This window comes from Arthrobacter sp. CMU6 (assembly GCF_059090205.1).
Genome location: NZ_JBNHFL010000019.1, coordinates 54,819 through 76,156 on the forward strand (window position 1 = coordinate 54,819; position 21,338 = coordinate 76,156).

Sequence of the window (21,338 nt, forward strand, 5' to 3'; positions counted from 1 at the left end):
GCCATCAACGTTGATGCACCGGTAAGGGTGCGCGCCCGGGCCGCTGCGAAAGATTGATCCCCGCACCGGGTATCACCATAGGAGTAAGGGTAAACGCAAGTCACAGGAGTAACAATAGGTAACACTTGCCTCACTGGTCACTCTTTGATAAAAGCGTATCCACATAAGAGCGATAGGGTTCCGGGATGGCAACACGGAAGACCCTTGTGCTGGTCGATGACCTTGATGGGTCCGGGCTGACGAAACGGTAACGTTCGCGCTCGAGGGGTGCCGCAATCCCCAAGACCGGGAGCGTGGCTCTGTCGGCCATGGGGAATGTCCCTGGCGTAGAACTGGATTGGCCGAGTGAGCCCGCTACCGGTGTCGGCGGCCGAGACTGAGCTGCCGGGCGTGAAAGTCGTAATGCCTGGTGGGATAGGCATAGACGTCGTTGAGCGTCATCGACGGTGCGAAGAATGGATCCCACCGGTCCGGGAACGGCATCGATCTTGATAGCGAAGCGGGGCTCTCGCGTTCCAGTCTTTGGGCGATAGCGGTGACGGTCTTGTCGAGTTTCCGGGCCATTCGCCGCTTGTTATAGAAGAGTGCGGCACCGCGGGAACCCCAGTAATTGATGACGTCGAAGGGGCGTGCGCCGGCGTTCAGGAGTGCGGCGAAGCCTTGCCGACGGGTTTGGGGAGCCGGCTGATGAAGTGGACCAGGGGAAGTAGGGCGCGGACGACCATGTAGCCGAAAACCATATGGAAGAGGAGTTCCTCATTGGTCCATTTTGTGCCGTTGCTCCTGCGGCGAGGGTGGGCGGGGGCTGCGTTCCCCAGCCAGGCGTTGAGGTCAGAGCGGACGCGGCTGTAGTCCGCCGAGATGTCTGCCTTGGTCGGCCCCACGTCGCGTCCCTCCGCCGAAGCCCTGCCCGGCCAGGGCCGGGCGGCCAGCATTCCATCTGCTTGGCCTCATTATCCCCGCGACCGCACCGGCTGACAGTAATTAGGGCAATGACGGTAGGTACTTTCACCATCCCCGTCAGCCGCCTGACAGAGGTCTATGCGCCTTTTCCGGCCAGCGGACTGCGCGTAACCGGCACTTCTGCAAGGGGGGCGTGGTTCCCGCCGGGCCAGGCGTCTACAGGGGGGGTGCATTTGCCGGGCCCGGCGGACTGGTCGAGGAGTCACCGTTTCGGCCAGTTGTCCGATCCTTTCGCGGTCCCCTAGGGAATACCTGACGAACCCTATGAAACCAAGGCCCCCACAACTCCAGTGCCCCACATCAGACCCTCCACACTGCTCAACCGGCACCCTGTCTGCCGGACCCGTCCCTTCCCGTACCCCGTCATCTTTGTTGGAGGTGGTGCGAAGGTTGCCGGACGTCGACGGGCATGACTTATCGGCATCTTCAGGCGGAATTGACCGGAACCAGCTGGAAGGCGGGGTCTCGGAACTCGCGACCGATGTCTGGTTCTGGTCCCATCTGCGGGTCTCTTTCCCAGCACGCTCCGTGGACGTAGGCTGGGCGGGATCCACTCGCCGTTATTGGTCGCTGTGGCACGCCCGGCCCAGGAAGGAAGCATCAATGGAGATGGACATCAGGGGGAACTGGGACAGGCTCAGCCCCTCCACGCAGCAATGGCTCACCGAGAACCCAGGGTCCGCGATCCTGCCCCGCACGATAGCCGCCAGTATTTGCAAGGAGATCGGCAAACCAGCAGACCGCGACCTGCACGGCGGGACGCTGCTGTCACAGGAGGACCGTGATTTCATCCTGGACAAAGCCCGCCACGCCCCCTGAGCAGGGCCGGGACTTCCCGTCCAACGTCTTGGTCCCCCGGTAGTTATGGGCAGTACCAGCAGCGGTTGGCGGAAGTCGTGGCCGAGGCATCACCGCGGCTCTACTCCGACCGCGGCTCCGGAAGAAGAGTGCCGGTGGACCGGGATCCGTGCGGCTCTACGTCCATCAGCCCTGCAAGGCTGACGGAGTTCCCGCGCGCCCGGCGCGCAGCCGGTTTGCTTGAGGATTGGCATGTAGGGTGTCCGTTATTCCTTACGACGGGGGCCGTTTATGGAGCATCATGGGCATCACGTGTGGTCAGAACGCGGGCCTGAGGAGCGGTCGTCCCGCAGGCGGGTACGCCATAGAAGGCGACGGGCTTTGGCCGCCTTGAGGCGCTCGTTCATGGTCCGGTGGGTCTTTGCGGTGTCCGCCGCCATGCTGGTGGCAGGGGTGATGGAGTACGGGTTGGCCCAGCAGCAGATCATTGACCGGGGCGTGGAAGGTTCCCGGCGGAACTACGAAGCGCTGGCCGAAGGGCTCGAGGTAGCCCTCACCCGCACCGACCCCGTACGGCGCGAGGAAGGAATCGCGGAGGAGATCCGACATCTGCGACACAGCCAAGGAACTGTGTACGTGGGGTTATTTGACTCGGCAGGGAGGCTGGTCGCCCGCAGCGAGCGTCAGACCGGCCGCGGTGAGCTCGACAGCGCTGACCGGACACGCTTTGCCGAGGTGCTCTCCACAGGAGAGACAACCGTCACTACCGAATCCAATCATGAGGGCACCGGCCGAAGGGGTTACGAATTCTTAGTGCCGCTGGCGGGGCGGGAGGGAACACTCGTGCTTGAAATTGACCAGCACCCAGACATCATCGACAAACTGGTCCAGGACATGGGGCAGAACAAACTCCTTGGATTGCTGACCGCAATCATTGTGGCCACACCCTTGTCCTATCTGTTCGGGGGACGGTCCCTGCAGCGCCACCAATTGCGCGCACAGCAGCAGGCAGACGCTGATCCGCTGACCGGGCTCTCGGGCCGGCGCCCATTCAAGCCCTCCCTGGAGGCGACGCTGGGCGATAAGAAGTACGGCGTGGTGACGCTTGCCCTGCTGGATCTGGACGGCTTCAAACAGCTCAACGACCGGCTGGGGCACAGTCACGGTGACCGCGTCCTGCAGGCCCTCGCAGATTCCTTCGAGGTGCTGGGTGCCTCCGATACGCCCTTCCGCCTCGGTGGTGATGAATTCGCCGTCATCCTTCCCGGCAGCGACGAAGACCAGGCAGCGGCAACGCTCAACCGCGTTCGTGTTGCCCTTGCCGCTTCCTTCCCGGGAGTTTCGTTCAGCGCGGGCATCGCCGCCAGCGGCACGCGTCAGCCGCTGGTACTGACCGAGCTCTGGGAACGTGCCGATGCAGCCCTCTACGAAGCGAAACGTCTGGGGCGGCACCGAAGCGTTTCCTTCAAGTCCATGGCCGAGGGCCACACCGTCAGCGCCGAGAAAATCGATGAGCTGACTGCCCTGGTGGCCGGCAGCGAACCCGCTCAATGTAGCGTTCCAGCCGATCTGGGACCTGCACCGAGGAGTCGTGCTGGCTCATGAGGCCCTGCTGCGTCTGCCGGCAGGCTCCAGGATCAGCGGGCCTCAGGAGGCATTCGAACTGGCAGAGCGCCTCGGGATTGCTGCCGCCCTGGATACGCGGGCACGGTCAGCGGTGCTCGCGGCAGTGTGCAGCCAGGATTGGGAAGGGCTGTTGTTCCTGAACGTGCACCCGGACGCGCTGCCGCGTTTGGACCTGGATAACCTGGTTGCCGAGCTGGCAGTCGCAGGGCTGGAACCGGAAGACATCGTCCTGGAAGTCACCGAGCAGGCGGGACTAAACCATGCAGATCCGATCCGCACTCTCCGGCGGGCCCAGGACAGGGGCATCCGACTGGCCCTGGACGACATGGGCAGGAGCAACGCAGGACTGCACGCCCTCAGGCTCGTCCGTTTCAACATCGTAAAAATTGACGGAGAAGTTATCGCGAGTCTCGACACGGACCCCTCCTCGGCGGCCACAGTGTCCGCCGCCATCACTTTCGTCCAGCAGGCCGGAGGCTGGATCGTCGCGGAGGGCATCGAAGACCCCGGCATGCTCACCCTGCTCTTACAGCACAGCCCAGCACCTGCCGCGCAGCAACCCGTCATCGCCGGCCAGGGCTACCTCCTGGGGCATCCAAAGGAACGGCCAGTCGGACTCAACACGCACTCGGCCATCCTCGACCAGCACACGACACACACGGCACCGGTCCGTGACAACCTGAACGAACTCTACGGGAACGCCCAGGACAGCATCACAACCACCGAAGCGTGATCAGAGGGTGCCGCCCAGGAACCGGGGACGCGACTGGACGGAGCGCCCGGCAATTGGGACTTGCTACGGCGCTGCCCCGGCCTCTCCGCCCGAAGACTGCAATCCAGGGCCCAGGAAATGCCCTACGGTTCCGCCGTTCAGACAGCTTCTACTTCAATCGGTGTGTCCATAGTTAGTTATGAGACGCATCTGAGCAGCCCCTGACAAGACTGGTCAGCCTCGTCATCACGACGCTGGACCACTGGATGATCAACCCAGAACATCGTCGCCTCGCCGGCGAACTCCGCCACCGAGGCGCCGGCCTGGGCGCGCCGAACCCGGGCGGGCAGGCCGACGTCGGCGCTGTGCCACCCCTATGGGCTCAACGCGGGTTCACCATCATGGCCGCCCTGCGTCGTGGGCGTTCCTGTTCCTGCGCAACCCGTGACCTGACGCAGCGCGCTCGTTTACGTGAAGATGTCCGCCACGTACCTGCCATGAGTGCGCTCCACCTCATCCATCCACGCATCGGCGTCCGCTTCTGACGCGCCGGTGGCCTCCTGGTAGATGCGCTCGCAGGTCTCGCGGACCTCCGGCGCCATGTTCTTGCCGTCGCCGCAGACGTACACCGTGGCCCCCTGCTGCACCAGCTCCTTGACGTCCTCACGGTCCGCCCACAGCCGGTGCTGCACGTACTTCTGGCCGTCGGACGGTGCCTTGGAGAAGACCGGCCGCAGGTCCAGGTTGGCCTGCTCCGCCCAGGACTCCAGCTCCGCCCGGTAGAGGAAATCGGTGTCAGGTGCCCGGCAGCCGAAGAACAGTAGGGACTTCGCCGGCTTGATTCCCTCGGCCTGGGCCTTCAGCGCCCGGTCCTGCACGAAGCCGCGGAACGGACCCAGCCCTGTCCCGGCGCACACCATGATCACCGGCATCGCCAGGGACTCCGGCGGATGGAAGGCCGCGTTGGATGGCCGCACCGTCACCGCCACCCGTGACCCCGGCCGCGCCTGGCCCAGATAGGTGGATGCCGCGCCCTCGAAGGTGCCGCGCCCGGACCATGCCGGGGCCTGGATGACGGCGAACGTCAGGGTCGCGTGGTCAGGGCTCCACAGCGGCGACGACGAGATGGAGTAGCGCCGCGGGGTCAGCTGGGTGAGCAGCTGCAGGAACGTCGTGAACGGCAGCTGGCACGACGGGTACATCTCCAGCATGTCCAGCAGCGAGACGCGGTTGTCCACGATCTCCGCCGCATGCCGCTCCCGGTTCTGCGCCAGGGCCTGCAGTTCCGCGCGCTCCGCCGGGTCCGCCGCCACTTCGGCCAGCTGCTCCAGCTGCGGCCGGGTGGCCGGAACGGCGAGTTCCACGTAGCTGCTCAACAGCTCACCCACGGCCACCGGCGTGCCCGTGGGCAGGAATGTGTCCCCGTGCTCCATGGCCAGCACCACGTGTGAGTCGTAGTCCAGGCTGAGGCGGGTGAGAGCCCGCTGCACCAGGTCGCTGGGGTTCAGCGGCAGGACAGCCAGGTAGTCGCCGGTCCGGTAGCTCATGCCCTCCGGCAGCGCGATCTCCACGTGCCGCTTGGACCGGGCGTGGGGTTTGGTCAGGTCCACCAGCTCCCGGTTGACGACGACGGTGCCCAGCGCCAAATCATTCTGGCGCAGCAGCGTGTCCCGGACGTTGCCCACGAACCGTACTTCCAGCTGCGGTTTGCCGGCCGGGGCACTCGTCCGCTGCCCGAGGGCGCCGTCCACCGCCGGCCAGAACCCCGCGTACCACTCCTCGAAATCACCGAAGAAGTCACCGCGGGCGTTGGCCTCGCCGCGTTCGTAGATCCGCTCTGCGCCCGCCGCCGCGAGCCGCCCGTCGATGGCCTTGGGCACCTCTTGGTAGGTCCGTGCCCAGTCCCGGTTGCCGTTGCCGAACACCGTGTACCGCACGCCCGCCAGGCTGCCCGGCTGCAGGCTTTCGGTCCAGGTCATGAACTTCTTGGCATTGTCCGGCGGCATCCCCTCGTAGGAGGAGGCGACGACGGCGACCAGCCCCACCGTGGGCAGCCCGCCGGCCGCCTCGTCCAGCGACGCGATCGTGGGGCTGTAACCCCGCCGCCCGGCGTCGTTGGCTATCCGCTGCGCAAAGTCCTGGGACGTTCCCGCGTTCGACCCGTACAGCACGCGCACCGGGACGCCGTTGGCGGCGGCAGACGCCGGCGCCTCAGCCGTCGTTTCCTGTACGACGGCGGCAGCTGCCGCCGTGCCGATCCGGACGTCCCGGCGTCGTACATGGATGTAAAGCCCTTCGGGCTTCATGGTGAGGGTGTGCTTGATGTGCAGCTCATAGTTCGGGTCCGCGGCCGTAATGTCGAAGCGCTGCAGGGCTTTGGCCAGGAACAGCATGGCCTCCTGCAGTGCAAACCCGCGGCCGATGCAGGAGCGCTGGCCGTTGCCGAACGGCTTCCACGCGTTAGCCGGGATGTTCTCGACGCGCTCGGGGGAGAACCGGTCCGGGTTGAAGAGCTCGGCGTCCTCACCCCACGCCGCCTTGTCCCGGTGCAGCTGTGGGATCAGGACCATGAGGGTCTGGCCCTTGGAGACCTCGTACTGGCCGCCGATGACTGTGTCCTCGTACGGCGCCACGTTGAATGCCGGGGCCGTGGGCCACAGCCGGAGCGTCTCCTTGAGGATCTGGTCCAGGTACCCCAGCCGGGGCAGGTGCTCGAACCGTGCGGCTTCGGAGCCGAGGACCTCGTCCACCACCGCGCGTGCCTTCCTCAGCACCTCCGGATGCCGCAGCAGCTCGTACATCATGAAGGTGATCAGCCCGCTGGTGGTCTCATGTCCGGCCACCAGAAAAGTGACCATCTGCTTCTTCACGTTGTCCTCGGGCAGGCGCTCGCCGGTCACGGGGTCCGCGGCGTTGAGCATGGTGTCCAGGATGTCCTCGCTGCCCGATGGAGTGGGATTGCGCCGGCGGTCGCTGATGAGCTGCTCCGCCACCTCGAGCATCAGCGCGTTGTCCTCCTCGAGCTGGTGCCGCCTGCGGATCATGAGCTTGTTCTGCACGGGCAGCCGGGTGGACCTGTCCCGGGACTCCATGAGCGCGCGGACCATGGCGCCGATGAAGGGGTGCATCTCGTCGCGGTAGAGGCTGTTGAACCGGTAGCTGAACGAGCACAGGGCAATGGTGTCCAGGGTCAGCCGGGTGGCGTTGTCCGAAACGTCGATCCGTGCCGTAGGCCCCAGCCGCTCCCACTTGAGCAGCAGCTGCTCGAGGATGTCGTCCATGCCGGCAAACATCCGTGTCAGGGCTTTCGGGCCGAACGCGGGCATCAGGATGCGGTGCGCCTTCTGCCAGTTGGGTTCCTCGGTTTCCGCGGTGAACAGGCCGTCGCCGATGAAGTCGCGGACCTCGCGGAGGGAGACGCCGAGCACCTTGCCGAAGCGGGACTCGTCGCAGATCTCGTTGACCAGCTCCTGGGAGGAGACGGCGATCATGCTGCGGTTGAATACTTGGATGCGGACGATGGGTCCGTACTGTTCGGCCACTTCGACCAGGCCCATGACCCCTTGGCTGGCGTCAATGTCGGGCAGGTTACCCACCAACGGCTTGGTGGGCGGTTGGGGGATGGGGGTGCTGTTGGACGAAGGCATGGGGCCCTCCTGCTGTGTCTTCGTTGACACTGGTTTTGTTCGTTCAGGATGCCGGCAGGGATGCCACTGCCTGCTGTTTTTCGACGGGACTGGCCGGGCGCGACGGGCCGGGCGCTGTACAGGATACTCCGGTCCGGGGCGGGGGACTATGGTGTTTTTCTTGGCTGGTTCCGGGGGTTGGACCGGGTCCTTGGACGGAGAATCGGCGGGGCCTCGGGGCTGCCGCCGCGGCGGCCGCAGGGGCCGCCCCGGCGGCCGCAGGGGCCGCCCCGGCGGCTGCGGCCGCACTTTGGTCGGCCGCGGCCGGACTTCGGTCGGGCAGCTTAGGGCCCGGCGGGCGCCCCGGGATTCCTCAACATCACGTCAAGATTTCCGCAGTTCACCAGGCTCCCGGTCAAGATCTTCCTAGCTTATCCACATAAGCGGCCGTAGCGGTTTCGCTGGCCTGCCCCGCGTGCTCCCATGTTAGGAGCACGCCGCCATCCACCCGCCTTAGGCGGCCTTCATGGGGAGATCTAATGTCAAAGCATCTGGCGCCTTCCGCTGTCCGGCGCACACCGCACGTCCTACGGCCAACCGTCCTGAGTCGTGCCGTTCGGATAGGCGCCGGCACGGCTTTCCTGGCTGTCTATGCCCTTGGGTTCCAGGGCACTGGCCCTGTTCTTTCATCCGGGCAGGTTCCTTCGTCAGCGCAGATTCCTGCCAAAATGCCGGGTGGCATCGCCGTCAGCAATCCTCAGGCATCCGCTGCCGTTGCCTCGGCCGCCCAGGACTCCGTTTCGGGCACCGGTGCCGTCTCGGCCTCCGCTGATACTTTCCTGTCCTACAGCCGTAGTGCGGTGTTCACCGTGGCAAAGCATGCGACCCAGAAACTCGACGTGGTTTCCACGAAGGCGCGGCGCCCTGTTGCCGGAACGCTGATGGCGCCGTTGGAGGTCCTTGTTCCCACCTCGCACTTTGGGCTGCGGACAAGTCCGATCACCGGCTCGGCAGGCGAGTTTCACTGGGGCCAGGACTTCGCCGCCGCCTGCGGAACTCGCGTCTTTGCAGCCGACGCCGGCGTGGTGCGGGCCGTGGGCTGGCATCCGTGGGGTGGCGGCAACCGAGTGGAAATCGACCACGGAAACGGCCTGATCACCACCTACAACCACCTTGAGGCCATCGGTGTAAAGAAAGGCCAGTCGGTCCAGGTGGGGGAACTCATCGCCAGGGTCGGGACCACCGGGTCATCAACCGGATGCCACCTCCACTTCGAAACCATACTGAACGGCAAGCACACGGACCCCGACAACTGGACCCTGCTGCGCCTCCGCCACTCGGGATCTGTCGCCAACATCAGGATGACCGACTACCGGAAGCCCGGCGCCGCTGCGGAGACACCCTCGTGGGCTGTTCCGGTCGGTGCCAGCGCTCGCCATACAGCGGTGAACGATGAGCATGCACCGTCGTCGCAGCGCGTTTCAATGTTGAGGTCTTCTTCCCCTGCCAGGGCGTCTGTTTCCGCCGCGAAGCCTTCGGGCAGGCGGGCCGCGCAATCTGCGCCCAAGGTGGCCGCGCCCAAGCCGGCTCCCAAGGTGGCCGCCCCCAAGCCGGTGACTTCGGCTCCGGTTCCGAAGCCCGTGCCCAAGCCCGCACCTAAGCCGGCAACTCCGGCGCCGGCGCCCAAGCCCGCACCTAAGCCGGCAACTCCTGCTCCGACTGTTACACCCAAGCCGGCCCCCAAACCGACAACTCCAGCCCCAGCCCCGGCTCCCGTGGCAACGCCGGCACCGGCACCTGCGCCGGTTATCGCGCCGGCTCCCGTGGCAACACCAGCCCCGGCCCAGGCGCCGGTTGTCACACCGGCGCCGGTTGTCGCGCCGGCCCCGGTGGTGGCCGAACCTGCGCCGGTTGTCGCGCCGGCCCCGGTGGTGGCCGAACCTGCGCCGGTTGTCGCGCCGGCCCCGGTGGTGGCCGAACCTGCGCCGGCCGTTGCGCCAGCTCCGGCGGCACCGGCTGCTGCTGAGACCGAAGCACCGTAGGGGGGTCCTAGACGTGCTTCGGCAAGGTGAGGATTTCGGCTCCGTCGTCAGTAATGGCGATCGTGTGTTCGCTGTGAGCCGTCAGGCAGCCTGTCGCACTTCGGAGTGTCCAACCGTCGGCATCAGTGACCAGCTTTGCCGTGTCCGCCATGACCCACGGCTCCAACGCGAGCATCAGGCCCGGCCGCAGTTTGAACCCGCGGCCGGGCCGCCCGGTGTTTGGAACGTGCGGGTCCTGGTGCATGGTTGATCCGATGCCGTGACCGCCGAACTCGGTGTTGATCGGGTATCCCGCCTCGCTGAGTACGGAGCCGATGGCATGGGAGATATCACCGATGCGGGCTCCTGGTCGCGCAGCGGCTATCCCTGCGCTCAGCGCGCGCTCGGTCGCTTCGATCATTGCGACGCTTTCCGCGGGCTTGGATTCGCCCACGATGAAGCTGATGGCGGCGTCGGCGGCCACTCCGTCCTTGGAGACGGCGAGGTCGAGGGTCAGCAGATCACCGTCGGCCAGGGCGTAGTCGCGTGGCAGCCCGTGGAGCACGGCGTCGTTGACGCCCGTGCAGATGTAGTGGCCAAACGGCCCGCGTCCGAAGGACGGCGCGTAGTCGACGTAGCACGACTCCGCCCCGGCCTCCTGGATCATGGCCTGGGCCCACCGGTCGATGTCCAGCAGGTTCGTGCCCACAGAGCTGCGGCTCTTCAGCGTGTGCAGGATGTCGGCGACCAGGGCACCTGACACTTTTGCTCGGTCCAGTTCGGCGGGGGTAAGGATCTCGATCATGCGGCGCCCTTCTTATGCGGCCAATAACTATACCGGTCATATTATCCCGGTATTAGAATTGGAGCCATGGTCAGGTTGCCCCTCACATCCGCGGAAGTCGAGCGCGGACAACGCCTCGGCGCCTTGTTGCGTCGCGCCAGGGGAGAGCGTTCCATGCTCGAGACCGCGCTCGATGCCCGTGTCTCACCGGAGACCCTCCGGAAGATCGAATCGGGCCGCGTGGCGACCCCTGCGTTCCCGACCATCGCGGTGATCGCCGATGTCCTCGGCCTGTCCCTCGACGCAGTGTGGGCCGAGATCAACCCGCCCGAATGCGATGTTGCACCCACCAGCTCCGGCCACAACGCAGGTGAGAGGTTGGCTTCTTAAGCTGCGGCGCTTAGGCGCTGCGGCGTTGCTTCGGGGCCACGCCGCCGAGGCGGTGCGTGACCAGCCGGGCCGCGCCGGCGCACGCCTCGCCGAGGCTCTGAAGGGTGTCGGGGGAGACCCGGAACTTGGGGGCGGGGATGAGAACGGCGGCCACGATGTCGCCGCGGTGGTCGTAGACCGGGGCAGCAATGCCAACTTCCTCGATGGACGTTTCTCCATAGTTGATGGCCCAGCCGCGCTCCGTGACTTCCTCGAGGCGCTGCAGGTACTCCCCGGCCGAGTGGTCGTCGAGGCCCGGCAGGGTGATGGTGCCGCTGCGGAGGAGGGAGTTCACCCGTTCGGCCTGTTCCCCGGCGAGGAAGATCTGGACCGAGGCGCTCAGGGCATCGTTGTAGCGTGCGCCCAGCGGGGTGGTGTGTTTGACCTGCTGGCGGCTGGCTATCTGCTCCACGCACATCGACTCGGTGCCGTTCCACACCATGAGGGCGCTGGTCTCTCCGGTGCGTTCGGTGAGTTCACGCAGCACCGGATAGGCCACGCGCCGTTCCTCGAGTTCGGCCAGCAGCGGACCGGCCACCGCGATCAGGCCCATCCCCAGCCGGAAGCGGCGTGTGTCGGGGTCCCGCTCCACCAGGTGTTCCTGTTCGAACGTGGCCAGGATCCGCGACACCGTGCTCTTGTGCAGGCCCACCCGGCTGGCGATTTCGGTGACGCCCAGCATGGGCTCGTCCGCGGTGAAGCTGCGGAGCACAGCGATCGCGTTGACGATTACGGACGCGCCGCGGGCGTCGCCGTTGCCGGCGTCTTTGCCTGCGTCAGGGGCGGGGCTCGCGGGTGTTGCCGGGGGAGTCATGGTGTTCACTATATTTCTTCGCTGCTGTGCTTCCGGACTTTGTTGCCCCGCGGAAGCGGGGGCGGGCATGCCCTCCCGGCCGCCCGCCGTCGTCGTACTTAACCCAAGGCTGCTAAGACGAAAGCCTTGCTGACAACGGCCGGCGGGGCAGGGCATGCCCTGTGGTTAGCCGACGGGGCTGTTGGCTAACCGGGGGTGTTAGGCGCTGATGATGTTGTGCTCAGGGCCGAATGGGAACTTGGTGATGTTCTCGGCGCCGTCCCCGCCCACCACCAGGATGTCGTGCTCACGGTAGCCGCCGGCGCCGGGCTGGCCGTCCAGGACCGTGATCATCGGTTCCATGGAGACCACCATGCCCGGTTCCAGCACGGTGTCGATGTCCTCGCGCAGCTCGAGCCCGGCCTCGCGGCCGTAGTAGTGGCTGAGGACGCCGAAGGAGTGGCCGTAGCCGAAGGTGCGGTTGGCGAGCAGGCCGTGGGACACGTAGATCTCGTTGAGCTCGGCAGCGATGTCCTTGCAGACCGCGCCGGGCTTGATGAGTTCCAGGCCGCGCCTGTGGACCTCGACGTTGATGTTCCACAGCTCGAGGGACCGGGCGTCCGGTTCGCCGAAGAACAGCGTCCGCTCCAGCGCCGTGTAGTAGCCGGAGGTCATCGGGAAGCAGTTCAGCGACAGGATGTCGTGCTCCTGGATCTTTCGGGTGGTGGCCCAGTTGTGCGCGCCGTCGGTGTTGATGCCGGACTGGAACCACACCCAGGTGTCGCGGATCTCGGAGTTCGGGAAGGTGCGGGCGATCTCGTGCACCATGGCCTCGGTGCCGATGAGCGCCACTTCGTACTCGGTGATGCCGGCGGTGATGGCGTTGCGGATGGCCTCGCCGCCGAGGTCGCCGATCCGGGCACCGTGCTTGATGACCTCGATTTCCTCGGCGGACTTGATCATGCGCTGGCGCATCGCGGCCTGGGCCACGTCCACCAGGTTGGCCGACGGGAACGCGGCCTGGATCTTGTTCCGGTTGTCCAGCGGCAGCGAGTCGTCCTCGACGCCGAGCCGGCGGACATTGATGCCGCGGGTGCGCAGCACCTCCTGGATGCCGAAGATGAAGTTGTCCCGGCGCCAGTCCGTGTACACCAGGTTGTCGCCGTAGCTGCGGCGCCAAGGCATCCCGGCGTCGATATTTGCGGTGACCGTGACCGTGTCATCCTTGGTGACCACCATGGCGTAGGAGCGGCCGAAGTAGGTGAACAGGAAGTCGGAGTAGTACTTGATCGAGTGGTAGCTGGTCAGGACGACCGCGTCCAGGTCCTTCTCGGCCATGATGCTGCGGAGGCCGGCAAGGCGGCGCTCGAACTCGGCGTCGGAGAAGGTCAGCGAGACCTTCTCACCGTTGTTGAGGACCTTCAGGCGCTCGAGCTTGGCGACGTCGTTGACAGCTTCATTTTCGGTGATGGTCATGCTTGTTCCTTTTCTTTCTTGGGGTGGGTGTGGTGTCAGTGCTGCTGCAGGGGCTTCTTGGAAGTCTCCACGGCGAACAGGACTGCGATGAGGGAAATCAGTGAGGCGGCCACGAGGTACCAGCCGGGGGCCAGCTTGTTGTGCGTGAGGCCGATCAGGAGGGTGGCCATGAACGGGGCAGTGCCGCCGAACAGGGCGTTGGAAAGGTTGAAGCTGACGGCGAAGCCGCTGTACCGGGTCTTCGTAGGGAACAACTCGGCCAGGAAGCTGGGCAGCGTGCCGTCGTTCAGGGTGAGCATGCCGCCCAGGAGGATCTGGACCAGGACGATCACCAGGAAGTTGCCGGTGTCCAGGAGCATGAACGCCGGGACGGTGAGCAGAATGAACAGCACCGACGCCGTGATCAGCATCCGCTTTCGGCCGAACCTGTCCGAGGCGATGCCTGTGAGGAAGATGAAGCCGATATAGCTGGCCAGCGCGATGGTGGTGGCCAGGAACGATTCCCCGGCGCCGAAGCCCAGTTCCTCGGCGAGGTAAGTGGGCATGTAGCTGAGGATGACGTAGAAGCCGACGGCGTTCAGCAGCACCGCGCCGGTGGCGATGATGAGCTGCTTCCTGTTGTTCCGGAACATGTCCCGGGCCGGCGCCTTGCCGTGCTCTTCCTGCGAGAGGGCACGGAAGGCGGGGGTGTCCTCGAGCTTGGTGCGGATGTACCGGCCGATCAGGCCCATCGGGGCCGCGAGCAGGAACGGCAGGCGCCATCCCCAGTCGTGCAGCTGGCTTTCGCTGAGGACTGACGTCAGCAGTGCTGCCAGGAGGCTGCCCAGCAGCAGTCCCGCCGCGGTGCTTGCGGGTACGACGGCGGCATAAAGTCCGCGCCGATGTGCCGGTGCGTACTCCACCAGGAAGGCGGAGGCGCCGGCGTACTCGCCGGAGGCGGAGAACCCCTGGACGACGCGGACCAGCAGGAGCAGGACCGGCGCCAGAATGCCGATGGTGCCGTAGCCGGGGATCAGGGCGATGCAGAACGTGGCCACGGACATGATGACGATCGAAAGCGACAGTGCTTTCCGCCGTCCGAGCCGGTCACCGATGTGGCCCCAGAAGAAGCCACCCAGGGGACGGACGAAGAAGGAGATGGCGAAGACGCCGAACGTGGCCAGGAGTGCTGTCTGGCGGTCGGCCTCGGGGAAGAAGACCGTGGAGATGATGCCGGCTAGGTAACCGTAGACGGCGTAGTCGAACCATTCGACGAAGTTGCCGATGAAGCTCGCGGTGATGACGCGGCGTCGGGTGTCCTTGCTGACTTCGTCGCCGCTGCGGGGAGTGGTGCTGTTGGGCTGCTGGCCGCTCAGCTGCTCTGCTGCTCCGGCCGCTTGGGTTATCGGGTGTTCCATGTGTCCACCAATGAGAATCTTGGGGTTGCTTCTGTTGCAACCCTGTTGCACCAGATTAGGCGTGACGTGGTTCACTCGTCAATGAGTAATTTGAGGCTTGGTGTGCCGCAGCTGCATTATTTGTGCAGTTTTGGACGTGACGCAGGGAACGCTTCCGGCTACTGAGACGCCGAAAGGCACGTTGCTCCAAGCGCAACAAAGTTGCAGACGATTCGGTATTGAAGGCACGCCAAAAACGCTCTTTCACGTTTCGTCGCCTTTTCCCCGACCCTCTCTCACCTTTGGTCGGGTTTTCCGTGACGCGTCCTCACGTTTGGTCAGGTTTTTCCTGACGCGTCCTCACTTGCCCGTTCGCTTGGCGCAGTTCTGGGTGTGCAGGACGTGAGGAGGGGTTTGGCTAGACGCGGCGGGATGTGAGGAAGGGTTTGGCTAGACGCGGCGGGATGTGAGGAGGCGTCCGGCTAGACGCGGCGGGACGTGAGGAGGCGTCCGGCTGGACGCGGCGGGATGTGAGGAAGGGTTTGGCTGGATGCGGCGGGATGTGAGGAAGGGTTTGGCTGGATGCGGCGGGATGTGAGAGAGCGTCAGTCGTTGCGCAGGCTGTAGGTGCTGACGACGTTGCCCTTGCTGGTCCTGTACTGGTCTTTCAGTTCCAGCCTGGTCAGCGGGTCGCCGTCCTCGAACAGGCGCCGCCCGCTGCCGGCCACTACAGGATGCGTCATGAGCGTCAATTCATCCAGGAGGCCTGCGAACAGCAATTGGCGCGTCACCGAGATGCTGCCGCAAACGGCGATCTCGCCGCCGTCGCGCTTTTTGAGATCGGTGACGAACTCTTCCAGAGGTCCGTCGATCAGGCGTGAGTTTTCCCATTCGAGGGGCTCCGAGAGGGTGCGCGATGCGACGAACTTTTCCACCGGGTTGATGAAAGCGGCGAAGTCCTCGTCCTGGGAAGCGTTGGGCCAGTACCCCGCCCACTCCTGGTAACTGACGCGCCCGAGGACCACGGTGTCCACGGTATTGATCATCTTGGTCAGTCCCTTGCCCAGGTCCTCATCGAAGCTGTCGAACTGGAACTTGAATGGGTCCTGCACCACGCCGTCTACGGAGTGGAACAGTCCGGCAGTCACTTTGCGCATCGGGTCCTCCAAATCGGGTCGTCAGGCCTTACCGTATTCCGCCGGGGACCCCGTGGGAAGGTCTGTCGGGATGTGAGAGGGCGTCCTGGTCGGGCTATCCGCGTGAGATGGGCACGTTCTCGTGCACCTTTTTCCAGCCGTCTGATTGCAGTTGGTTCGTGTCGTAGCCGTCGGTGACGAGCATGGTGGATCCGGCACCGCGGACATCGACCTTGACGATCTCGCCCTCGGTCACCGGGGTCGAGCAGCTCGATCCCCATATCGGGGGTTCGGCGGCCGGAACTACGATCAGGCACGCCGCGTGGGACTCCCGCTTAGTTACAGCGAAGTACTTGACCCCGTTGTCGTCCGCGAGCAGGCGGACACTTTCCGGATCCTCGACGTCGCTGACATGGACTCCTTCGGGGAGCCGGTCTTCCGCCGTCGCCGGGCGGTCGAGTGCCTTGAGCTCTGATGGGGCCGAGCAGCCGGTGAGCAGCAGACCGCCCAGTGTGGCTGCCATCAGCGACGTTGAATAGCGGTTCATAGCGCTGCCCCCTCAGGCTCGGTGTTGCCCTGACGTTACACGGCGGTTCAGCTTTAGAGAACTTTTCGGACCATCGTTTCGAATTCGGAAACGGCGTCCTCCGCCAGCGAGAATGCGAGGTCCTCGTCGCCGCCGGCGATGGTCCTCGTCGTCGTTGTTCCAACGCACTCACCGACCCCTTGCAACTCGTCTACCTAGCGTTACTATGTACTGGTAGCTAGTAATACTAGATAGCTGAGGAGGTGTCCGGTGGGCAAGCAAATGACGGAGATGCTCAAGGGGACGCTGGAGGGCATCGTTCTTGCTCTCCTCACTGGGAATCCGGCGTACGGATACGAGATCACGACGCTGCTCAGGGAGAAGGGCTTCTCCGATATCGCCGAGGGAACCGTATACGCGCTGCTGGTGAGGATGGAGCAAAAGGGTCTTGTCGACGTCGAGAAGCGTCCGTCGGAGAAAGGACCCCCGCGCAAGGTGTACACGCTCAACGCCCAGGGCGATGAGTACTTGGAAGAGTTCTGGAGAACGTGGAGCTTTCTGGCCCAGCGGCTCGAACAGCTCCGGGATGGAGGGAATTAGACATGGCCATGGGATGGATCGAGCAGGTCACCGGCTCGCTCGAACAAAAGAAGCAGTACCGGCAGTACAAAGCGCGCACCAAGCAGCTTCCCGCGAACTACCGCACAGCCATTCATGCGTTGGAGCGGTACCTGACGTACTTCGGAGCGATCACGAAAGGGGAGACCCTGGTGAAGATGCTGGAGGACCTGGCGGATCTCTTCGAGCAGAGCGCGGCGAGCGGAACCCCGATCCGGGAGGTCGTCGGGGAGGACCCCGTGGAGTTCGCGGAGACGTTTCTGCAGAACTACTCCGAGGGGCAGTGGATCAACAAGGAACGGAAACGGCTCAACGAGGCAATCGAAAGCGTCACGAAGGAGGAGGAAGTCCCATGAGCATCGACCCGGTCAACACTCGGGACCGCGAACCCGCGATCCGTGTGCAGGGCCTGGAAAAGTCCTACAAGGAACTGCAGGTGCTGCGGGACGTGGACTTCGACGTGGCACCGGGCGGCATCTTCGCCCTCCTCGGTTCAAACGGAGCCGGAAAAACCACGATCGTGAGGCTCCTGTCCACGCTGTTGCGGCCCGACGCCGGCACGGCCGCCGTGCATGGATTCGACGTCACGACGCACGCGCTCCAGGTCCGAGAATCCATCAGCCTGACCGGACAGTTCGCTGCGGTCGACGAGATCCTCTCCGGCCGGGAAAACCTGGTGCTCGTTGCCAGACTGCGGCACCTGAAAGACCCTGGCGCGGTGGCGGATGATCTGCTCGCACGTTTCTACCTTGCCGAAGCAGGATCGCGGAAGGTGTCCACCTATTCGGGAGGCATGCGCCGCCGTCTCGACATCGCCATGAGCCTCATCGGGCAGCCGAAGGTGATCTTCCTCGATGAACCGACGACGGGGCTCGACCCCGAAGCGCGCATCGAGGTGTGGCGGGTGGTCAAGGAGCTCGCCAGGCAGGGGACCACCGTTCTGCTCACCACGCAGTATCTCGACGAGGCCGAGCAATTGGCAGACAGAATCGCCATTCTTCATGAGGGCCGGATCATCGCGAACGGCACCCTCGCCGAGCTGAAGCGGCTGCTCCCGCCGGCGGAAATCGAGTACGTCGAAAAGCAGCCGACCCTGGAGGGCATCTTCCTTGCACTGGTGGGGAAGGACGACAAAGTCGGGTCAAGTAAGGACCAGCCATGAGCAAGCATTTCTTCGGAGACACGGCCGTCCTGCTGGGCCGCTCCCTGCGCCACATCATCCGCAGCGTGGATACGATCATCACCACTGCAATCACGCCGATCGCACTCATGCTGCTGTTCGTCTACGTCTTCGGCGGCGCCATCAGGACAGGCAGCGACAACTACATCAATTACCTGCTTCCCGGCATCATGCTGATCGCGATCGCGTCCGGCATCGCGTACACCGCCGTCCGGCTGTTCACCGACATGCAGAGCGGCATTTTTGAGCGGTTCCAGTCCATGCCGATCGCCCGGTCGTCAGTGCTGTGGGCCCATGTGCTGACGTCGATGGTTGCCAATGCGCTCTCGCTGGTGATCATTGTGCTGGTTGCCCTGCTCATGGGCTTCCGCACATCGGCGGGCCCGCTGGAGTGGCTGGCTGTTGCCGGAATCCTCGCGCTGTTCACCCTGGCACTCACCTGGATCGCGGTCATCGCCGGACTGTCAGCGAAGTCCGTGGACGGCGCCGGCGGCTTCTCCTATCCGCTGATCTTCCTGCCGTTCATCAGTTCGGCTTTCGTCCCCACGGCCACCATGCCGGGTCCCGTGCGGGCGTTCGCCGAGAACCAGCCGGTCACCTCGATCGTCAACACCATCCAGGACCTGTTCGCGCAGCGGCCGGTCGGCGTCGACATTTGGATCGCCCTGGCCTGGTGCCTTGGGATCCTCGTTCTCGCGTACGTCTTTGCCATGGCAGCGTACCGGCGCCAGATCACGTAAGGGCGGCCGACGGCGGAATGGCGGCGTTCGATGGCGGCCGGCGGTTCGGCCGGCGGTTCGGCCGGTGGTTCGGCCGGTGGTTCAGGGAGTCAGCGGACCGCGGATGACACGCAGCGCCAGCTCGGCGTCGCCCTCGATGAAGGCCGTGTCGGACAGGCTTGAGCGGCCCCAGAGGCCCAGGTACATGTCCTGTGGCGCTGCGGTGACCGACGCCGCGGGGTCCCCGCTGCCGATAGTCCATGCGGTGCCGCCGGGTACGAGGAAGGTCACGGCCTTTTCCGGATCAGCCATCCGGTGCAGCCGAAGCTGGCGCGGGGTGAACATTGCCAGGACCTCGTCGACCCCGTCGAGCAGGAAGTCCTCGGCGAACTCCGGGTCCGCCAGGCCGGTTCCCTGGTGGGCGTCGACGAGGTGAATGGCGTGTTCATGTGCCTGCCGGCGCAGCCAGAAACCGGCTGTGCGCGGGGGAGGGCCGAAGTTCCAGCACGGCGCCACGGGGTCCACGGAGCGCAACGTGGCCAGGAAGCCGGGCGCACCCTCGAGGAACCAGGCTGCGGCTCCGTCTGCAGGCGGGGCTGTTTCCTCGACGTACTGGCCGGAACGAACAATGGCGGCAGCCCACCGTTCGATTGAACTGATGTGCCCGAAAAGCGCATCGAGAGTCCATCCCGGACAGGCCGGAACTGGACGGCGCAGCGCGCTCTCGGGCTGGCGCGCGAGCGTTTCGAGGGAACTCAGGGTTTGCGCGAGTTCAGCGAGGTAGCGTGCGGGCAGCATCTGTCGAGCATATCCAGACCGCCGCCGCGGGCCGGCAGGCATTCACCGGCGGGAGGGTATGGGTTTGGGCGGCGGGAAGTGAGAGGGCCGTGCGGGAAAGCGGCAGGAAGTGAGAGAGCGTCCTAGGGGAGTGGGGCGAGGCGGGTTGCCAGGTGCAGGCCGGCGAGGCGGCCCGTTCCCCGGGGGTCGCCGCCGCACAGGTCGAAGATGCGCTGCAGCCGGTGGTACATCGACTGCCGTTCCAGGTGCAGCTCGCGTGCAGCCTGCGCCGTGTTGCAGCCGGAGTCGAGCCACACCGTCAGTGTATGCAGCAGCTGCGAGTTCCTTTGCTCGTCGTGCTCGAGGATGGGTCCCAGCGTGCGGCGGACGAAGTCGCGGCGGGCACCGCTGTCGATGCTCTCGGCAGCCAGCCGCTCGGCACTAAACGCATCTGCATCCCGTACCTGCCGGGGACCGCCGGCGACGCCACGGCCAGCCCGCGGCGCGAGATCGAGAGTCCGCCGGGCCTCCGCCATAGACCACGCCGCCTCACCAATGCCCTGCCCCAGAGGTCCGACGGCGATCGCGGAACCTTCCGGGACATCGAGGCTGCCCAGCGCGTCGATCAGTGACGCCCGCGATGCACGGGTTCCCTCGAGGGAAAGGCCGGCCAGCGCAATGAGCTCCAGCTTGTCCGCGTAGCTCGCGGCATGCGGGACGGACGCCGCGAGGATCGTGTCCAGCGCCGGGCGCAGCCTGCCCGAAGCGGCGGAACGGATCATGACGGCGGTCACCGGGCCGGCGACGGCGAACCCCGCCGCCGCGCCGAGCTGCTCCAGCCGCCACGGCTGGGCGCCGGAATGGACGGCGCGCATCAGCTCCGCTCCCGCCAGTTCCTTCAGGCCAGGCGGCATCCGCTGCAACAGCGCTAGGCCGAGAATGTCCACCGAGCGCTCGCCGGCCACCCGGACAAACGTCGGGTCGATGCCTTCGGGCAGCTCCAGCTCCAGCCGGGCAGCCAGAACGCCGCGGACCGGAACGTCAACCGCCGTCGTACTCACTGATCCAGAACCGCCGGTTCCCGAACCGCCGCCGTCGGCCGCTCCAGAACCCCCGCCGTCGGCCGCTCCCGCACTCCCCAGCGTCAGCCCGGCCGCCGACACCAGCCGGACGCCGGTTCCGGTCTGCCCGGCGAGCACGGCGAGCACATCGTCCAGCCCGCCGCCGTGGGCGAGTTCGGCGGCCATGGCGTGGCTGATCTCGTCTCCGCGCTGCAGCAGCTCCACGGACTGGCTCACCAGGATGGAGTTGATCTCCTGCATGATGCCCACGAAGGGGGCCACCTTGCGCAGCTCGAACAGCGGCAGGCCCTGCGACTGCGCAGTGATCAGCATCGACTCGGGAATGTCGGGCAGCGCGGGCCCGGTCTCGATGGCCAGGGCCGCGACGCCGCGCCCAGCCAGTTCGCGGACGTAGTCCACCCGCCGCTGGTCGGAAGCCGTGGCCAGTGCCTGTCCGCCGCTGAGGAGGAGCTCGCCGCCGCGCAGCAGGGGAGCGATGTCCAGCACCTCGCTGGAGTGGACCCACCGCACCTGCCGGCCGGGCACGCTGTCCGGGGCCGCCCGCAGCCGCGGGTCAGCCGCCTGGACAGTCTGATGCTTCAGGACGTCTTCGAGGAACACTGATCTTACACTCCGTCATAGGCAAGGTAATTCTGTTAGACAGATCGTACCTTGTTGCTGTGATGTGACGCACATACGCTTAATGCATCCCTTCTT

Annotated in this window: 19 protein-coding genes; 9 read left to right on the forward strand and 10 right to left on the reverse strand. The window is 65.5% G+C overall.

The features are described from left to right. Positions 1-641 precede the first annotated feature (641 nt). Positions 642-935 carry a hypothetical protein gene (locus AC5RWD_RS14485; RefSeq protein ID WP_494020667.1) on the reverse strand — a complete coding sequence of 98 codons (294 nt, stop codon included), beginning with the start codon at positions 933-935 and terminating at the stop codon, positions 642-644. 631 nt (positions 936-1,566) lie between these two features. On the opposite strand from AC5RWD_RS14485, the gene AC5RWD_RS14490 reads away from it, so the two are divergent. The 3 genes from AC5RWD_RS14490 to AC5RWD_RS14500 all read left to right on the forward strand — a co-directional run bounded on the left by AC5RWD_RS14490 (position 1,567) and on the right by AC5RWD_RS14500 (position 4,120). Further along, a complete protein-coding gene (locus AC5RWD_RS14490) occupies positions 1,567-1,782 on the forward strand; it encodes a hypothetical protein (RefSeq protein ID WP_494020668.1) in 216 nt (71 codons plus the stop codon). Positions 1,783-2,142: 360 nt separating this feature from the next. Further along, positions 2,143-3,366, forward strand: coding sequence for a GGDEF domain-containing protein (locus AC5RWD_RS14495; RefSeq protein ID WP_494020669.1), 1,224 nt, complete (start codon positions 2,143-2,145; stop codon positions 3,364-3,366). Then, on the forward strand, positions 3,353-4,120 hold the full coding sequence (locus AC5RWD_RS14500; RefSeq protein ID WP_494020670.1) for an EAL domain-containing protein: 768 nt from the start codon (positions 3,353-3,355) through the stop codon (positions 4,118-4,120). Before AC5RWD_RS14495 ends, AC5RWD_RS14500 begins: the two co-directional genes overlap by 14 nt. 446 nt (positions 4,121-4,566) lie before the next feature. Here the strand turns inward: AC5RWD_RS14500 and AC5RWD_RS14505 are convergent, their stop codons facing one another. Beyond that, on the reverse strand, positions 4,567-7,746 hold the full coding sequence (locus AC5RWD_RS14505; RefSeq protein ID WP_494020671.1) for a bifunctional cytochrome P450/NADPH--P450 reductase: 3,180 nt from the start codon (positions 7,744-7,746) through the stop codon (positions 4,567-4,569). 707 nt (positions 7,747-8,453) lie between these two features. Between AC5RWD_RS14505 and AC5RWD_RS14510 the strand changes: the two genes are divergently transcribed. Next, positions 8,454-9,767: a M23 family metallopeptidase gene (locus tag AC5RWD_RS14510; protein WP_494020672.1), complete on the forward strand. Its 1,314-nt coding sequence runs from the start codon at positions 8,454-8,456 to the stop codon at positions 9,765-9,767. Between the two features lie 7 nt (positions 9,768-9,774). Here AC5RWD_RS14510 and map read toward each other — a convergent pair whose 3' ends face one another. Next, positions 9,775-10,551 carry a type I methionyl aminopeptidase gene (gene map, locus AC5RWD_RS14515; protein ID WP_494020673.1) on the reverse strand — a complete coding sequence of 259 codons (777 nt, stop codon included), beginning with the start codon at positions 10,549-10,551 and terminating at the stop codon, positions 9,775-9,777. A 66-nt stretch (positions 10,552-10,617) separates the two neighbouring features. Here map and AC5RWD_RS14520 point away from each other — a divergent pair, with 66 nt between their 5' ends. After that, on the forward strand, positions 10,618-10,920 hold the full coding sequence (locus AC5RWD_RS14520; protein WP_494020674.1) for a helix-turn-helix domain-containing protein: 303 nt from the start codon (positions 10,618-10,620) through the stop codon (positions 10,918-10,920). Positions 10,921-10,930: 10 nt separating this feature from the next. On the opposite strand, the gene AC5RWD_RS14525 is transcribed toward AC5RWD_RS14520, so the two are convergent. From AC5RWD_RS14525 to AC5RWD_RS14545, 5 genes are all read right to left on the reverse strand, one after another. Continuing rightward, complete coding sequence (locus AC5RWD_RS14525) at positions 10,931-11,773, reverse strand: IclR family transcriptional regulator (RefSeq protein WP_494020675.1); 843 nt, start codon at positions 11,771-11,773, stop codon at positions 10,931-10,933. A 198-nt stretch (positions 11,774-11,971) separates the two neighbouring features. Further along, positions 11,972-13,228: an aminopeptidase P family protein gene (locus tag AC5RWD_RS14530; RefSeq protein WP_494020676.1), complete on the reverse strand. Its 1,257-nt coding sequence runs from the start codon at positions 13,226-13,228 to the stop codon at positions 11,972-11,974. Between the two features lie 35 nt (positions 13,229-13,263). Then, complete coding sequence (locus tag AC5RWD_RS14535) at positions 13,264-14,625, reverse strand: MFS transporter (protein ID WP_494020677.1); 1,362 nt, start codon at positions 14,623-14,625, stop codon at positions 13,264-13,266. 584 nt (positions 14,626-15,209) lie between these two features. Beyond that, positions 15,210-15,761, reverse strand: a complete 552-nt coding sequence (locus AC5RWD_RS14540) for a dihydrofolate reductase family protein (protein WP_494020678.1) — start codon at positions 15,759-15,761, stop codon at positions 15,210-15,212. A gap of 94 nt (positions 15,762-15,855) precedes the next feature. Continuing rightward, the gene (locus AC5RWD_RS14545) at positions 15,856-16,287 is read right to left on the reverse strand and encodes a hypothetical protein (protein ID WP_494020679.1); all 432 of its coding nucleotides are present in this window, start codon (positions 16,285-16,287) and stop codon (positions 15,856-15,858) included. 249 nt (positions 16,288-16,536) lie between these two features. On the opposite strand from AC5RWD_RS14545, the gene AC5RWD_RS14550 reads away from it, so the two are divergent. From AC5RWD_RS14550 to AC5RWD_RS14565, 4 genes are read left to right on the forward strand one after another with little or no spacing between them, the layout of a single operon-like run. Beyond that, on the forward strand, positions 16,537-16,866 hold the full coding sequence (locus tag AC5RWD_RS14550) for a PadR family transcriptional regulator (protein ID WP_494020680.1): 330 nt from the start codon (positions 16,537-16,539) through the stop codon (positions 16,864-16,866). A 2-nt stretch (positions 16,867-16,868) separates the two neighbouring features. Then, positions 16,869-17,240 (forward strand): DUF1048 domain-containing protein, encoded by a 372-nt coding sequence (locus tag AC5RWD_RS14555; RefSeq protein ID WP_494020681.1) that lies wholly within the window; start codon positions 16,869-16,871, stop codon positions 17,238-17,240. Then, positions 17,237-18,046, forward strand: a complete 810-nt coding sequence (locus AC5RWD_RS14560) for an ABC transporter ATP-binding protein (protein ID WP_494020682.1) — start codon at positions 17,237-17,239, stop codon at positions 18,044-18,046. Before AC5RWD_RS14555 ends, AC5RWD_RS14560 begins: the two co-directional genes overlap by 4 nt. Further along, a complete protein-coding gene (locus AC5RWD_RS14565) occupies positions 18,043-18,804 on the forward strand; it encodes an ABC transporter permease (protein ID WP_494020683.1) in 762 nt (253 codons plus the stop codon). The genes AC5RWD_RS14560 and AC5RWD_RS14565 overlap by 4 nt, the downstream gene beginning before the upstream one ends. An 81-nt stretch (positions 18,805-18,885) precedes the next feature. On the opposite strand, the gene AC5RWD_RS14570 is transcribed toward AC5RWD_RS14565, so the two are convergent. Next, positions 18,886-19,581, reverse strand: coding sequence for a maleylpyruvate isomerase family mycothiol-dependent enzyme (locus AC5RWD_RS14570; protein WP_494020684.1), 696 nt, complete (start codon positions 19,579-19,581; stop codon positions 18,886-18,888). A gap of 122 nt (positions 19,582-19,703) precedes the next feature. Next, positions 19,704-21,242, reverse strand: coding sequence for a PucR family transcriptional regulator (locus AC5RWD_RS14575; protein WP_494020685.1), 1,539 nt, complete (start codon positions 21,240-21,242; stop codon positions 19,704-19,706). Between the last annotated feature and the right edge of the window lie 96 nt (positions 21,243-21,338).

Coding starts and splice junctions, on each gene's coding strand:
- AC5RWD_RS14485 (WP_494020667.1), bottom strand. CDS start 935: ATGCTGGCCGCCCGGCCCTGGCCGGGCAGGGCTTCGGCGGAGGGACGC.
- AC5RWD_RS14490 (WP_494020668.1), top strand. CDS start 1,567: ATGGAGATGGACATCAGGGGGAACTGGGACAGGCTCAGCCCCTCCACG.
- AC5RWD_RS14505 (WP_494020671.1), bottom strand. CDS start 7,746: ATGCCTTCGTCCAACAGCACCCCCATCCCCCAACCGCCCACCAAGCCG.
- AC5RWD_RS14510 (WP_494020672.1), top strand. CDS start 8,454: ATGCCGGGTGGCATCGCCGTCAGCAATCCTCAGGCATCCGCTGCCGTT.
- map (WP_494020673.1), bottom strand. CDS start 10,551: ATGATCGAGATCCTTACCCCCGCCGAACTGGACCGAGCAAAAGTGTCA.
- AC5RWD_RS14520 (WP_494020674.1), top strand. CDS start 10,618: ATGGTCAGGTTGCCCCTCACATCCGCGGAAGTCGAGCGCGGACAACGC.
- AC5RWD_RS14525 (WP_494020675.1), bottom strand. CDS start 11,773: ATGACTCCCCCGGCAACACCCGCGAGCCCCGCCCCTGACGCAGGCAAA.
- AC5RWD_RS14530 (WP_494020676.1), bottom strand. CDS start 13,228: ATGACCATCACCGAAAATGAAGCTGTCAACGACGTCGCCAAGCTCGAG.
- AC5RWD_RS14535 (WP_494020677.1), bottom strand. CDS start 14,625: ATGGAACACCCGATAACCCAAGCGGCCGGAGCAGCAGAGCAGCTGAGC.
- AC5RWD_RS14540 (WP_494020678.1), bottom strand. CDS start 15,761: ATGCGCAAAGTGACTGCCGGACTGTTCCACTCCGTAGACGGCGTGGTG.
- AC5RWD_RS14545 (WP_494020679.1), bottom strand. CDS start 16,287: ATGAACCGCTATTCAACGTCGCTGATGGCAGCCACACTGGGCGGTCTG.
- AC5RWD_RS14555 (WP_494020681.1), top strand. CDS start 16,869: ATGGCCATGGGATGGATCGAGCAGGTCACCGGCTCGCTCGAACAAAAG.
- AC5RWD_RS14560 (WP_494020682.1), top strand. CDS start 17,237: ATGAGCATCGACCCGGTCAACACTCGGGACCGCGAACCCGCGATCCGT.
- AC5RWD_RS14565 (WP_494020683.1), top strand. CDS start 18,043: ATGAGCAAGCATTTCTTCGGAGACACGGCCGTCCTGCTGGGCCGCTCC.
- AC5RWD_RS14570 (WP_494020684.1), bottom strand. CDS start 19,581: ATGCTGCCCGCACGCTACCTCGCTGAACTCGCGCAAACCCTGAGTTCC.